Genomic DNA, 12,376 nt, shown 5'->3' on the forward strand with positions numbered 1-12,376 from the left:
CCTATTTCCGGCGGTCGCTCAAGAGCCGCCAATCGACCAAGCCATTTTCTAGGCCTTTTAAGAGGACTTCAGCTGTTCCCATATTGGTCGCAAGCGGAATTTGATAGACATCACATAGACGGATTAAAGCCGTGACATCCGGTTCATGCGGCTGGGCTGTCAGCGGGTCGCGGAAAAAGATGATCATATCCATTTCGTTCTGGGCAATCATCGCCCCGATCTGCTGGTCGCCGCCAAGCGGCCCGGATTGAAAACGGTGCACCGCTAAACCTGTCCCTTCGACCAGACGGGAGCCGGTCGTTCCTGTGGCGTATAATTGGTGCTTCGCCAAAATGGGCTTATAAGCTAACGCAAATTGTATCAAGTCATCTTTTTTCCGATCGTGTGCAACCAATGCGATGTTCATCCAATCGCCTCCATTATTTTAGCCTATGATATGTTCCAGGCCGTAAATTAATTCCTTGCGCTCCATCACTTCGCGAATCGACAGACTGACGCCTGACATGAATGAGCCGCGGTTAAATGAATCATGGCGCAGCGTCAACAATTGTCCATCACCGCCGAGCAGCACTTGCTGATGTGCCACTAAGCCCGGCAGCCGGACACTATGGATGCGCATGCCCTCATAGTCTGCGCCGCGAGCGCCTTGCAAAGTTTCTTTTTCGTCAGGATGCCCTTGCTGATGGGCAGTGCGTGTTTCGCTCATCATATGTGCCGTTTTCATTGCGGTCCCTGAGGGCGCATCGAGTTTTTGGTCATGATGCATTTCGATGATCTCGACATCTGGCAAATATTTCGCCGCCTGCTCGGCAAACTTCATCATCAAGACCGCACCTACGGCAAAGTTTGGCGCGATGATGCAGCCAAGTCCGGAAGTTTTCGAGAGCTCCGTTAATTCATCCAATTCTTCTGTAGAAAATCCAGTGGTCCCGACGACCGGACGGATGCCAAGCTGCAATGCTTGCTTTGTATGGGCATAGACATGCTCAGGTGTCGTCAAATCGACTAGGACATCAGGTGAATGGTGTCCGTGAAGCACTTCAAGGTCGGTGAAGACCGGCACTTGAAAGCTGTCCGGAAACAAGCCGGTCTCTGCCAAAGTCGCGCCGATGTCTTTATAATCCAGCGCTGCCACCAGTTCCATATCGGTATTTTTCATCACAGTATGTACAGCTTCTTTGCCCATTTTACCGCGGGCTCCGGCAATTGCCACTTTTATAGTCATTGTTGTTCTTCCTTTCTGGTCCAACGGTCTTTATCACGGGTACGGAATTTCTCCATTACGCCATCATGGGCTTTCTGTAAATCGATGTCCATCGAGTTGGCCATGCAAATCAAGACAAACAGCACATCGCCCATTTCTTCTTCAATGAGCTTTTCGGCTTCAGTGGCTTTTTTCTTTTTCGGCCCGTATACATGATTGACTTCCCGTGCCAATTCACCGAGTTCTTCTGTCATTCGTGCAAGCATTTCCATCGGTGCAAAATAGCCTTCTTTGAACTGCCCAATATGGCGGTCCACTTCCTCTTGTAATTGTCTCATACTTTTTTCTGTATTCACTGTCATCACACTCCAATCTAATCGTAAAGAAAACAGGGGGTGTTGTCAAAAACGGCATTATGGCAGATAATACAGAAGTTATTGACAAAAAGGGAGGCTGCTTTTTCATGAAAGATCTTCAGTTGAAAAATATCTTTTTTATCGTTCTCGGCTCCGCTATTTATAGTTTCGGCTTTGTCCATTTTAATATCCAAAACGAGCTCGGAGAAGGCGGATTTGCAGGACTCACCTTGATCCTCTATTTTCTTTGGAACTGGGATCCTGCGTTAATGAACCTCTTATTGAACATCCCCCTGTTCTTTATCGGTTGGAAACTGCTCGGGCGTAAAGTCTTCCTTTACACGATCATCGGCACGGTCGCCGTTTCCGCCTTTTTGAAACTCTTCCTCATCTACGAAGTTCAAATTCCGTTGCGTGATGATTTATTCCTTGCCGCTTTATTTGCCGGCGTCTTTGTCGGGGTCGGGCTTGGCATCATTTTCCGTTACGGGGGCACAACCGGCGGAGTGGATATTATCGCCAGGCTGGTGCAGAAATACTTCGGCTGGAGTATGGGCAAGACGATGTTCTTATTCGATGCACTGGTTATCATGCTGTCGTGGCTAACTTTCCTCGATTACCGGTCGATGATGTATACCTTAGTGGCTGTCTTTGTCGGGGCACGCGTCATTGATTTCGTCCAGGAAGGAGCATATTCAGGCCGTGGCGCTTTGATTATCTCCAATTCGCAAGAAGAAATTGCAAGCCGCATCGCTATCGAAATGGACCGAGGCATTACGATTCTTCGTGGTTATGGCCATTTCACTAAAGAAGAACGCGAAGTGTTGTATTGCGTCGTAGCGCGCAACGAGCTCGTCCGGCTGAAAAACATCGTCAATTCTGTCGACCCCCACGCATTTGTTTCATTGATTGAAGTACATGATGTTATGGGTGAAGGCTTCACGCTAGATGAACAAAAGCAACCACTGTAACACATATAAAAAAACGGGCGGGAAAAGCAAATGCTTTTCCCGCCCGTTTAATTTGTTATGAACGATCCATGCTTGTGTAGATCAATACTAGACGAGCCAGTTCGATCACGGCAACTGCAGTCGCTGCTACATAAGTCATCGCTGCTGCGTTCAATACTTTTTTCGCGTGTCGTTCTTCATCGTTGCGGATGACGTTATGCGATAACAACTGATCCATCGCACGGTTCGAAGCGTTAAACTCAACCGGCAAGGTGACCAATTGGAACAACACACCGACTGCTAAAAGCGCGATCCCGACCAACAAAGCACCGCTCATATTGGCGAACAACCCGATCATGATGAACACCCAAGACATGTTCGAGGAAATATTAACCATTGGCACAAGACGGTGGCGGAAACGCAAGAACGAATAATCCGTCGCGTCTTGAATGGCGTGTCCCACTTCGTGTGCTGCAACAGCCGTGCCGGCTACCGATGGTTCGTGGTAGTTATGGCTGCTGAGTGCAACGGTTTTCGTCATCGGATTATAGTGGTCGCTTAGCATGCCACGGCTTTCGATGACTTTGACATTGCTCAAGCCGTTTTGATCCAAGATGATGCGAGCCACTTCAGCTCCTGTATGACCGGAAGTCGACCGGACTTTGGAATACTTTTTATATGTGCTTTTCAATTTCATTTGAGCCCAAATCGGCACAATCAATAAGACGATAAAATAAATCAAATAGCCGCCCAATCCCATTTTAATGATCAACCTCTCTTTGTGTTTCTATAAGTCTATTTTACTTGTTTTTCTGACTTTTGGTCAACTGAAACGGCGCGGCTCCAAGTGGCGGTTTTGTGACGCCGTGAACCATGCGAACGCAATGCAGGCAATCGATAGCCAAAACGTGAAGTAGCCGATTGCTGCACTAAACTCACTTAAGCTCGAGTAAATGGGCATTTGCCCAAAGACATAATCGATAACATCATTATGTAAAGTCCAAATGGCCGTTAGCGCAACCGACACAAACCCAAAGCGATAATGCTCAAAATAAAGCACGGCTTGCAGCGCCATCGCGAAATGCGACAATACGAGCATCCAGCCGAGCCAGCCGATAGATCCGGTTTGCAAAAGCGTGAGCAGATTCATAACCACTGCCCACAAGCCATATTTAATCAATGTGACAAAAGCGAGCGCTTCGATCAGTGGGCTGTGCTTGCCGATAATCCATAGGCCCAGCACAATCGTGAAAAATAAACTTGCGGTCGGGCTGTCCGGCACGAAGATGAGAAATATCGGTTCGGTGATGCGCAGTTGCCAACCGTACCAAATGTATCCGTAAATCGTTCCCCCTAAATTGACGAAGAACAACAGCATCAAAAACGGACGGAACATTAGCCAAGCCGAAATTTTTGCAGTGAATTCCACCATCCAATCTTCCTTTCCTGTGCAGAAAAAAAGAGCCGGTTTCCCGGCTCTTTTTCTGTAAGTTTATTCAGCTTCAAGTCCAGCGATGAACTCTGTCATAACTTGAAGATCTTCATCCGTACCATCCCAAGAAGGAGGCATAACTTGCGCTCCGTCTTTTTCGATACCATTCACAGCGATTTCAGCGATCTCTTCTGCTGACAAGCCGGTTCCGATCAAGGTCGGTCCGACTGCCCCTTCCAAGTTATCGCCGTGGCAACTAATACACGCGGCTCCTGAATAGATTTCATATCCAGGGTCTGCTGTATCAATTTCCACTTCTTCCGTGATTTCCCCTTGGCGAGCCGCTGCTTCCCAGTCATGGTTAGCGACGGATTCCCACGTCAAGAAGACGATCGACGCGATAGCCAAAAGCATAAAGCCAGTCGGCAATGGACGTTTTGATGGGCGGCGTTCCGGTCCACGGTCAAGGAACGGTGCAAGCATCAAAGCTCCGAACGCAAGGCCCGGAATGATGATTGCGCCGACGACGTTAAACGGACCCGAAGCAAATTCATATTTCAATAATTGGTATAAGAACAAGAAATACCAGTCTGGCAATGGAATATATGCTGTGTCTGTCGGGTCAGCCTGGCCTTCAAGAGGCGAAGGATGAGCCACAGTTAAGAGCAAATAACCAATTAGGAAGACAGAACCGATCATCCATTCTTTTAGAAGGAAGTTCGGCCAAAAGGCTTCTGTTTTGCCAGGATATTCGGAGTAATCTTTCGGGATATTCGGTTTCCGAAACTCTTTGCTCGGAACGCGTGAATCCCCTACAAATTTCATCCCTTTTCCGCGATGCATAGTGTCCCCTCCTTAAAATCCTTGGTCAAGGATGAATTACAATGGTCCTGAAATACCTTGTCTTCTGATCATGATAAAGTGTGCTGCGAGCAACCCAAGCAAAGCAGCAGGCAAGAAGAAGACGTGGATCGCGAAGAAGCGTGTCAAAGTTTGTGCCCCGAGAATCGTTGAATCCCCTGCAAGCAAAATTTTGATTGTCTCGCCGATCACTGGTACAGAAGCTGCAATTTCAATCCCAACTTTTGTTGCGAACAATGCTTTCATATCCCATGGAAGCAAGTAACCTGTGAAAGATAGGCCGAGGATTACGCCAAATAGCATAACACCGACTACCCAGTTGAGCTCACGAGGTTTTTTGTAAGACCCTGTGAAGAATACACGCAGCGTATGAAGGAATATCATAACGACTACTAAAGAAGCTCCCCAGTGGTGCATCCCGCGCACGATTTCCCCAAAAGCGACTTCATTCTGGAGATAATAAACCGACTGCCAAGCATTTTCAATATCCGGCACATAATACATAGTAAGGAACATGCCAGATAAGATTTGGATGACTGTGATAAAGAATGTCAGTCCTCCGAAGCAATAGACAAATGCTGAAAAGTGGTGTGCGGGGTTAACGTGTTCCGGTACTTCATGGTCTGCAATATCGCGCCAGATCGGCGTGATGTCCAATCGCTCATCTACCCAATCATATAACTTGTTTAGCACTGGTGTCGTACCCCCTAACTATTAAACTAAAGTGTTTTCTCTTACTGCTCCGATGGCTACAAAGCCATCTTGTTCTTGAACTTGATACTCATCAAGAGGTCCGAGTGGCGGTGTACCTGCGATGTTTTGACCATTCTTCTCGTAACGGCCGGCGTGGCAAGGGCAGAAGAACTGTGTCGGGTAATCCGGACTCCCTGCCCAGTTCACTGTACATCCCAAGTGTTTACAAACTGGTGAAAGTGCGATTAGTTTGTCGCCTTCCTTGTAAACCCATGCTGAATTCGTGACTTCAGATGTATACCATGCGTCTACTTGTTCAAATGTAAAGTCGACACGTACAGGCTCTTCTGTGATATCGGCAACAGCTTGGTCGGTCAAAACATAATCACCGGCGTCATGTTGCTGCAGAATTGGATCGACTGCGAAGCGCACCATCGGCATTAGCATCCCTGCTGCCATGAAACCACCTACACCAGTCAGTGTGTAACCTAAAAATTGGCGTCGTGATACACGATTATTACTCATTCTTTTCCCCCCTCTAACATTCAAGGTCAGTCCAATGGACATACTCATTCAAATATAATTACTAGGACAACCTAATGATATATCAATCAAAACTTAAGGTCAATATTGCATTCCGTCTATTGCGACAGTTTGTGAACATTTCATGAATGATGTGTCCATTTCTTCGTAAACAGTGGCAACACTTGGCGCAGCTGGTCTTCCATGACCGATTTTTTGAAAGATTGGTCCATATCCCCTGTCGGAATGGCCGGCAGCCATAGGACATTTTCCAATTCCTCAATCGAGCGCCATTTCGGATCGGTCGTCAAGTAGAAAACGTGCTTGAAAGCAGTTTCCGACAGCTCTTCTTTTAATTGCTGCCCAAGCTGTGACCGGTCTGCGGCACGAGCATAAGAAATAGGCGGAAGCAATAGGATCCGCCCTTTGAATTGCTTTTCCAATATAACAGTTAAGGATTGTAAATATTCAGATGCCCCTGCGCTCGCTTTCATGCCAGCATCGGTTAGGTCCAATTCGATCAGCGGAACGACCGCTGTGTCGACATACTCTTTTTGTCCTGCATATAAATCAATGTCTTTGCTATTAAAGTGCATGTATTCAGTCACTCTCCATTTTTTTCGCCGATTTCACAACAGACAGCAAGGCAGATAATTCGAAAAATCGTTCTTTATCTCCTGCGTCCAGTGCTTCATCGATTTTTTTGAGGATCGTTTCTTCCTGGTAAGATGATAGACTTTCATTCAAAACTTGTTCTGCCAACAGACGGTCCTGTTCACTGACCGAAGCTCCTTTTGGCATATGCGGATTTTCCTCGAGCACCGCCAGATAAAGCGACGCCGGCGGGATGCTCGGGAAGTTCAACTGGATATACAAGGGCTCATCCGGATGAAGCCTGAGGTCGTGAAAAGACTTTTCGGCATCGGCTGTCATCAACTTGCCTTTATAAAATTGGAACGGGATTTGCTTGGATTCAGTCGTCGACATGACCATGGCACGGGGACAATAATGCGCCTCTTCCACAAAATGCGTTTTCTCCAGCAATTCGTCATTGCTCAACAAATAATTGAGAATCCAAATGCATTCACGCCTTTTCATCTTATAGGATCCGAGGAACCAGCGGACAAATTGTTTTTTCTCCCCTACAGAAACAGATGCAGTCATATCGTATCCCCCTTTCATTCAAACGATTGCAGCCAATCGAACCATTGTGGATTTTCCGGCTCCAGTACTTGAAGCTGTTTGATTATTTCGAGAGCGCGGTCGCGTTTCCCTTCCTCTACTAAAAATAAGGCAAAGGATTCGAGGAACTCGGGATCGTCGGAAAATGCCGGATAAGCTTTCTCGTAATACTCGAAAGCTTTGCCAAACTGTTCTGTCCGGTCATACGCCCTTGCGATCATCGGATACAATGCGTGCCAATCGTTGCCGCTCTCGACTGCCATAGAAGCGAGCTCGAGCAACTCGTCATCCCGCTCTTCCGCATCGAAATAAGAGATCAGTGCATACAATGCTTCCATGTATTCGGGATCAAGCGCAATGGCCTGGCGAAGCATTTCGACTCCTTCCTCCCCTTTGTTGAGTTTTAGCGCAAGTTTCCCCGCGAACAAATACAATTCTTTGTCAAATTCATCACGCGCAAGCCCTTCTTTAATGGCGTCATATGCACGCTTGTAATCTTCCATCATGTTGAAGCATTGCGCTTTCAATAGATAGGCCGAAAAATAATCGGGATCGGCTTCCAATAACTGATCTAGCCGGTTGACCGACAATTCGTATTGTTTCGCCTGGAAAGCGGCAAATGCGGCGCCGAACAAGACATCCGGCTGTGCTTCGTCTTTCAGTGCACGTTCGTAATAAGGCAGCGCTTCTTCGTAAGCTGCCCCAGCGCTGTAAACTTCCGCCAAACGCTCACTCAAGTTGACGCCTTCGATGACGACTTTACGGCTTTCCAGTTCTTGATAAATGCGAGCGGATTCCAAATAGCGCCCAGAGTCGAGCAATAGTTCCGCTTTCGCCTGTTGAAGGAGCGGTTCGTCTGGCATAAGCTCGATCGCTTCGTCTAAGCGCAGTTCCGCTGCCTCGAGAAGTCCCTGGAGCTGGAACAAATCCGCTAATGTGACAAGCGCCTGAGGATACAGTTCATCGTCTTTCGGTATCGCCATCAATTCATTGAGTGCTTCATCTTCACGGTCAGCATCAATCAGCAATTTCGAACGGTCGACACGCAATTGCGCCTCTTCCGGGAACATGTATTGAAGATGCTCCACTACACGGAGTGCTTCTTCGATAAATCCGATTTCTTGCAGCCATTCCATGACCCCATATTGTTCATCCGGATCGCCTTTCAGCAAATATTGTTCGAGCAATGTATCGAGTGCCGCCGTGTCTCCGGCCTGCACCGCTTCTTGGATATTTTGTAAAGTTGCCATTTGCATCACCTATTCCTTGCAGTTATATAGTTATCGTACACGAAACCATCATGCTAGCATAATAAAAACTCCCCCGCAGGAGAGTTATTGTGTCAGCTTATCCAGATGTTCAAAAAAGTTCGGGTAGGAGATCGAAATACACCCCGGCTCATCAATCGACACAGGACCGTCCGCGATCAATGCTGCGACTGCCGCCATCATGCCAAGGCGATGGTCGCCGTAACTTGCGAGTGCGGCACCAGACAATGGCGTCGGTCCTTGGATGACCATCCCGTCTTCAGTCGCTTCGATATCGGCGCCGAGTTTTTTCAGTTCGGTGACAACCGCCTGTATGCGATCTGTTTCTTTGACGCGCAATTCTTCCGCGTCGCGGATAATCGTCTTACCTTGTGCCTGTGTTGCCACAAGCGCAATCAACGGAATCTCATCAATCAATCTCGGGATTAAGTCCCCACCGATTTCTGTTCCTGAAAGCGAAGTGCTCCGTACTGTCAGGTCGGCGGCTTGTTCACCTTCAGATGTATGTCCGCTTGCCTGGATGTCGGCCCCCATAGCTGCAAACACATCGAGTAATCCTGTGCGCGTCGGGTTAATACCGACATTTTCCAATGTCACATCACTGCCTTCAGCAATAAGTGCGGCACCGATCAAAAAGGCAGCAGAAGAAATATCACCAGGTACTTGGACATGCGCAGCCCGCAGTTCTTGTCCGCCTCTCAAAGAAATAACTTCTCCATCACGGGAGATATCTGCTCCAAAATGCTTCAGCATAATTTCAGTATGATCCCGTGACGGCACCGGTTCGTGTACAGTAGTGGTCCCTTGTGCAGATAATCCCGCAAGCAGCACTGCCGACTTTACTTGCGCGCTCGCGACAGGCATCGTGTAGTCGATTGCCTGAAGCTGCGTGCCTTGTACAGCGAGCGGCGTGAAATGGCCGTTTGCGCGCCCACGGATGTCTGCGCCCATCAAACGCAATGGTTCGACGATGCGCTTCATTGGGCGGCGTGCGATGGAATCATCACCCGCCATGACTGAATGGAAACCAGTTCCTGCGAGCAAGCCGAGCATCAAGCGCGTCGTCGTGCCTGAATTTCCGGTATCCAATACTACTTCTGGCTCTTTCCAGGCTTTTCTGCCGCCACTCTCCACCGTTACGTGTTCGCCGTCTATTTGGATATCGATTCCAAGTGAACGAAAACAGCTGATCGTGCTTAAGCAATCATCACCCATTAAGAAGCCCTCGATGGTCGTTGTCCCCTGTGCCAGTGCGCCAAACATGATGGCACGATGTGAAATGGACTTATCCCCAGGCACTTGGACATGGCCCGTTAAAGCAGGTTTTGCGTAACTGATCGTTTTCGTCATGAATTTCATTCCTTTCAGGAAATATACGTATCGTAAGCAGTGCGGTCTGAAAAAACGCCTTGCGCGTTTTCCCGGTCTTGTGCGGTCTGGAAACTTAGGACGAGAATCCCGAAAACGTCCTCTCGTGTCTCCAAGATTCTCAAATTGACAAGACTGATGCCAGCTTCTGCTAGATAGCCTGTCATCTCCGAGATGATCCCTGGCACATCGGGGATATCAATATATAAATCGAAAACGGAATACATGGCGCCGTGTCCCGCAACCGGCAGTTCATCACGCGTTTCCTTCGCTTTGGCGAAAAAATGGTGAATTGGCTCGGGTTCGTTTTTCTGCAGAATCTCACGCAAATGCGTCATCTGGTCCATCCAATGGTCCAGCTGCTCGACAATCATTTCATTATTTTGCGTCGTAATATCACGCCACATATCCGGATTGGCCGAAGCGATGCGCGTCGTATCGCGGAAACCGCCAGCTGCAAGTTGGCGTGCAAATGGAAATTGCTCTTCCCGGTCCAGTTGATGGACCAAAGCCGCTGCAATTAAGTGAGGAAAATGGCTGACGATTGCCGTCATGTGATCGTGTTCTTTCGCTTCAAGCACCTTGATCTTCGCCTTAGTGACAGACAATAGCTCAACCAAACGATTCACGTCGTCCTCAGTTGCATCCTCACCCGGCGTTAAAATGTAAAAGGCATTCTCGAACAGCACATCTTTGGCCGCTTCAACGCCGCTTTTATGGGAACCAGCCATAGGGTGGCCACCGATAAAGTTGCGATCCAGCTTTTTCGCTGCTTCCATAATTTGGACCTTGGTACTCCCGGTATCAGTTAAAATAACCGTTTCCTTTAAATCCCAAAACTTACTGCGCTCCATTAATTTAATAGTCGCTCCAACCGGCGTGGCAAAAACGATGACATCAGCCGCCGCTGCCGCCTGCTCAAGAGAAGGTGGCGAGTTTTGGATGATGCCCATTTTAAACGCTTTTCTGGCAGTCAATGCATCCGTATCGTATCCCGATACGTGAACATCTTCGTTGCGCTGCAATGCCTTTGCCAAGGAACCGCCGATTAATCCAAGGCCGATAATGAGGACTTCTGTTTTCACGCTCGGCTCACCTGACTTTTCTGGGATAGATCGGGGCGCAGTTTTACAGCATCATTCATGTAAATATGCTGAATTTTATCCTGTCCAATTTTCGTATTGACGTGCATCATCACGCGGATGCACAGCGGCATGCTGCCCGGCACATCCATTTCGTGCGTACACATGACTGGCACATACGTCCAGCCATCAATAGTCCGCACGGCTTTTGCAGGAAAAGCTGCAGAAATGTCTGTCGTCGTCGATACAATGACCGAAGCCACTTCATCCGGCTTAATGCCGTTCTCTTTGGCCATTTCCAAGACCAGGCGGCGCGTTTGCTCCAAAATTTCAGGCGCCTCATCTTTTGTGATGGTGATCGCACCTCTGACTCCTCGAATCATCAGATCATCTCCTTGATCGTTTTTCTTAGCGTATCGTAAGCCGCTTGCGCTCGTTGTTCTGGAATCGTTTCAATATAGGGCTGGCCCACAGCACCCAGTAAAACAAAATTCAATGCTGCAGCAGTCGATTTCTTGTCTTTTTTCATATAAGGCAAAAGTTCTTCAAACAGCATGTCCTTCAAACGCTCTAACGGATACTGATTCACCTTCGCCCATTTCAGGAAACGTGGTAATTCAGGGCTGCCCGACAATTCCAGTGCATAGGCCATCCCTAGCACGACCGCTTCTCCGTGCGTCATTCTCCCATAGCCCAGATGCGCTTCGATGGCATGGGCCAGCGTATGGCCGAAGTTGAGGAATTTACGGACGCCTCCCTCAAATTCATCTTCTTCCACAATCGCAGCTTTAACCGCGATGCCTTTTTCGAGATGTCCTTCGAGTTCTTCGCCGGAAACCGCCTCAAGACTGTCATACGCCAATAATTGATCCAACCAGCCTTCGTTTGAAATAAAAGCGTGTTTGATCACTTCAGCCATTCCGGAACGGATTTCGTTTTCAGGCAATGTCTCGAGAAAGTCGCCATCGTACACGACTGCTCGCGGTTGATAGAAAGTGCCAACCATGTTCTTGCCGAGCGGGTGGTTAATAGCGGTTTTGCCGCCAACTGCACTGTCATGGGCTAAGATCGTTGTCGGCACTTGGATGAACGGAACACCGCGCATGAAAGTCGATGCGACAAAACCTGAGAGATCGCCAATTGCGCCTCCTCCAAAAGCGAGAATGACCGTGTTGCGCGAGCAATTTTCTGACAGCAGGAAGCTGTGGCAATCCATAAAACTTTCAGCGGATTTCGCCTGTTCGCCTGCCGGCACTCGGAGAACTTTCGGCTCTAGCCCCTTCAACGCATCGAGCAATTTATCTAAGTGCAGCTCTGCTACTTGGCTATCGGCAATCACGACGACGCGGTCAGCTGCTCCAAGTAAATCGCCATAGCTCTCTGTCAATAGCTTGACCGCTCCCTGGCCGATATGCACCGTGTATGGATGTTCAGTCTCGACGCACAACTCCCTCATGG

Annotated in this window: 16 protein-coding genes; 1 reads left to right on the plus strand and 15 read right to left on the minus strand. The window is 48.4% G+C overall.

What is annotated here, in order from left to right:
• Position 1: 1 nt before the first annotated feature.
• The 3 genes from mgsA to BBI11_RS09235 are packed head-to-tail and all read right to left on the minus strand — an operon-like array spanning position 2 to position 1,542.
• Positions 2 to 406, minus strand: a complete 405-nt coding sequence (gene mgsA, locus BBI11_RS09225; protein WP_068462627.1) for a methylglyoxal synthase — start codon at positions 404 to 406, stop codon at positions 2 to 4.
• Positions 407 to 424: 18 nt separating this feature from the next.
• Positions 425 to 1,225 (minus strand): 4-hydroxy-tetrahydrodipicolinate reductase, encoded by an 801-nt coding sequence (gene dapB / locus BBI11_RS09230; protein ID WP_068462629.1) that lies wholly within the window; start codon positions 1,223 to 1,225, stop codon positions 425 to 427.
• The gene (locus BBI11_RS09235) at positions 1,222 to 1,542 is read right to left on the minus strand and encodes a nucleotide pyrophosphohydrolase (RefSeq protein WP_237150256.1); all 321 of its coding nucleotides are present in this window, start codon (positions 1,540 to 1,542) and stop codon (positions 1,222 to 1,224) included. The genes dapB and BBI11_RS09235 overlap by 4 nt, the downstream gene beginning before the upstream one ends.
• Before the next feature lie 125 nt (positions 1,543 to 1,667).
• Here BBI11_RS09235 and BBI11_RS09240 point away from each other — a divergent pair, with 125 nt between their 5' ends.
• Entirely contained in the window at positions 1,668 to 2,531 is an 864-nt protein-coding gene (locus tag BBI11_RS09240) for a YitT family protein (RefSeq protein ID WP_068465709.1), read from the plus strand.
• A 55-nt stretch (positions 2,532 to 2,586) separates the two neighbouring features.
• Here the strand turns inward: BBI11_RS09240 and BBI11_RS09245 are convergent, their stop codons facing one another.
• The 12 genes from BBI11_RS09245 to aroB all read right to left on the minus strand — a co-directional run bounded on the left by BBI11_RS09245 (position 2,587) and on the right by aroB (position 12,374).
• The gene (locus BBI11_RS09245; RefSeq protein WP_068462632.1) at positions 2,587 to 3,270 is read right to left on the minus strand and encodes a zinc metallopeptidase; all 684 of its coding nucleotides are present in this window, start codon (positions 3,268 to 3,270) and stop codon (positions 2,587 to 2,589) included.
• A 63-nt stretch (positions 3,271 to 3,333) separates the two neighbouring features.
• Positions 3,334 to 3,942: a lipoprotein heptaprenylglyceryl N-acetyltransferase LhaT gene (lhaT, locus tag BBI11_RS09250; protein ID WP_068462634.1), complete on the minus strand. Its 609-nt coding sequence runs from the start codon at positions 3,940 to 3,942 to the stop codon at positions 3,334 to 3,336.
• A 60-nt stretch (positions 3,943 to 4,002) separates the two neighbouring features.
• The gene (locus BBI11_RS09255; protein ID WP_068462636.1) at positions 4,003 to 4,785 is read right to left on the minus strand and encodes a menaquinol-cytochrome c reductase cytochrome b/c subunit; all 783 of its coding nucleotides are present in this window, start codon (positions 4,783 to 4,785) and stop codon (positions 4,003 to 4,005) included.
• A gap of 36 nt (positions 4,786 to 4,821) precedes the next feature.
• Entirely contained in the window at positions 4,822 to 5,496 is a 675-nt protein-coding gene (qcrB, locus tag BBI11_RS09260) for a menaquinol-cytochrome c reductase cytochrome b subunit (protein ID WP_058380570.1), read from the minus strand.
• Positions 5,497 to 5,517: 21 nt separating this feature from the next.
• Positions 5,518 to 6,021 (minus strand): QcrA and Rieske domain-containing protein, encoded by a 504-nt coding sequence (locus tag BBI11_RS09265; RefSeq protein WP_068462638.1) that lies wholly within the window; start codon positions 6,019 to 6,021, stop codon positions 5,518 to 5,520.
• Positions 6,022 to 6,161: 140 nt separating this feature from the next.
• Positions 6,162 to 6,614 carry a YpiF family protein gene (locus BBI11_RS09270; RefSeq protein ID WP_068462640.1) on the minus strand — a complete coding sequence of 151 codons (453 nt, stop codon included), beginning with the start codon at positions 6,612 to 6,614 and terminating at the stop codon, positions 6,162 to 6,164.
• Between the two features lie 4 nt (positions 6,615 to 6,618).
• On the minus strand, positions 6,619 to 7,182 hold the full coding sequence (locus BBI11_RS09275) for a ReoY family proteolytic degradation factor (protein ID WP_068462642.1): 564 nt from the start codon (positions 7,180 to 7,182) through the stop codon (positions 6,619 to 6,621).
• Between the two features lie 14 nt (positions 7,183 to 7,196).
• Entirely contained in the window at positions 7,197 to 8,450 is a 1,254-nt protein-coding gene (locus BBI11_RS09280) for a tetratricopeptide repeat protein (RefSeq protein ID WP_068465711.1), read from the minus strand.
• An 84-nt stretch (positions 8,451 to 8,534) separates the two neighbouring features.
• A complete protein-coding gene (gene aroA / locus BBI11_RS09285) occupies positions 8,535 to 9,818 on the minus strand; it encodes a 3-phosphoshikimate 1-carboxyvinyltransferase (protein WP_068462645.1) in 1,284 nt (427 codons plus the stop codon).
• Positions 9,819 to 9,832: 14 nt separating this feature from the next.
• Positions 9,833 to 10,921 (minus strand): prephenate dehydrogenase, encoded by a 1,089-nt coding sequence (locus tag BBI11_RS09290; protein WP_068462646.1) that lies wholly within the window; start codon positions 10,919 to 10,921, stop codon positions 9,833 to 9,835.
• Positions 10,918 to 11,301, minus strand: coding sequence for a chorismate mutase (aroH, locus tag BBI11_RS09295; RefSeq protein WP_068462648.1), 384 nt, complete (start codon positions 11,299 to 11,301; stop codon positions 10,918 to 10,920). The genes BBI11_RS09290 and aroH overlap by 4 nt, the downstream gene beginning before the upstream one ends.
• Complete coding sequence (gene aroB, locus BBI11_RS09300; protein ID WP_068462650.1) at positions 11,301 to 12,374, minus strand: 3-dehydroquinate synthase; 1,074 nt, start codon at positions 12,372 to 12,374, stop codon at positions 11,301 to 11,303. Before aroB ends, aroH begins: the two co-directional genes overlap by 1 nt.
• Positions 12,375 to 12,376 lie beyond the last annotated feature (2 nt).

Origin of the sequence: Planococcus maritimus, assembly GCF_001687625.2 — a bacterium.
In the GTDB taxonomy this organism is placed as follows: Bacteria; Bacillota; Bacilli; order Bacillales_A; family Planococcaceae; genus Planococcus; species Planococcus maritimus.

Bases quoted from the DNA above. Each gene is read 5' to 3' on its own strand.
- mgsA (WP_068462627.1), bottom strand. From the start codon at position 406: ATGAACATCGCATTGGTTGCACACGATCGGAAAAAAGATGACTTGATA.
- dapB (WP_068462629.1), bottom strand. From the start codon at position 1,225: ATGACTATAAAAGTGGCAATTGCCGGAGCCCGCGGTAAAATGGGCAAA.
- BBI11_RS09235 (WP_237150256.1), bottom strand. From the start codon at position 1,542: ATGAGACAATTACAAGAGGAAGTGGACCGCCATATTGGGCAGTTCAAA.
- BBI11_RS09240 (WP_068465709.1), top strand. From the start codon at position 1,668: ATGAAAGATCTTCAGTTGAAAAATATCTTTTTTATCGTTCTCGGCTCC.
- BBI11_RS09245 (WP_068462632.1), bottom strand. From the start codon at position 3,270: ATGGGATTGGGCGGCTATTTGATTTATTTTATCGTCTTATTGATTGTG.
- lhaT (WP_068462634.1), bottom strand. From the start codon at position 3,942: ATGGTGGAATTCACTGCAAAAATTTCGGCTTGGCTAATGTTCCGTCCG.
- BBI11_RS09255 (WP_068462636.1), bottom strand. From the start codon at position 4,785: ATGCATCGCGGAAAAGGGATGAAATTTGTAGGGGATTCACGCGTTCCG.
- BBI11_RS09265 (WP_068462638.1), bottom strand. From the start codon at position 6,021: ATGAGTAATAATCGTGTATCACGACGCCAATTTTTAGGTTACACACTG.
- BBI11_RS09270 (WP_068462640.1), bottom strand. From the start codon at position 6,614: ATGCACTTTAATAGCAAAGACATTGATTTATATGCAGGACAAAAAGAG.
- BBI11_RS09275 (WP_068462642.1), bottom strand. From the start codon at position 7,182: ATGACTGCATCTGTTTCTGTAGGGGAGAAAAAACAATTTGTCCGCTGG.
- BBI11_RS09280 (WP_068465711.1), bottom strand. From the start codon at position 8,450: ATGGCAACTTTACAAAATATCCAAGAAGCGGTGCAGGCCGGAGACACG.
- aroA (WP_068462645.1), bottom strand. From the start codon at position 9,818: ATGACGAAAACGATCAGTTACGCAAAACCTGCTTTAACGGGCCATGTC.
- aroH (WP_068462648.1), bottom strand. From the start codon at position 11,301: ATGATTCGAGGAGTCAGAGGTGCGATCACCATCACAAAAGATGAGGCG.
- aroB (WP_068462650.1), bottom strand. From the start codon at position 12,374: ATGAGGGAGTTGTGCGTCGAGACTGAACATCCATACACGGTGCATATC.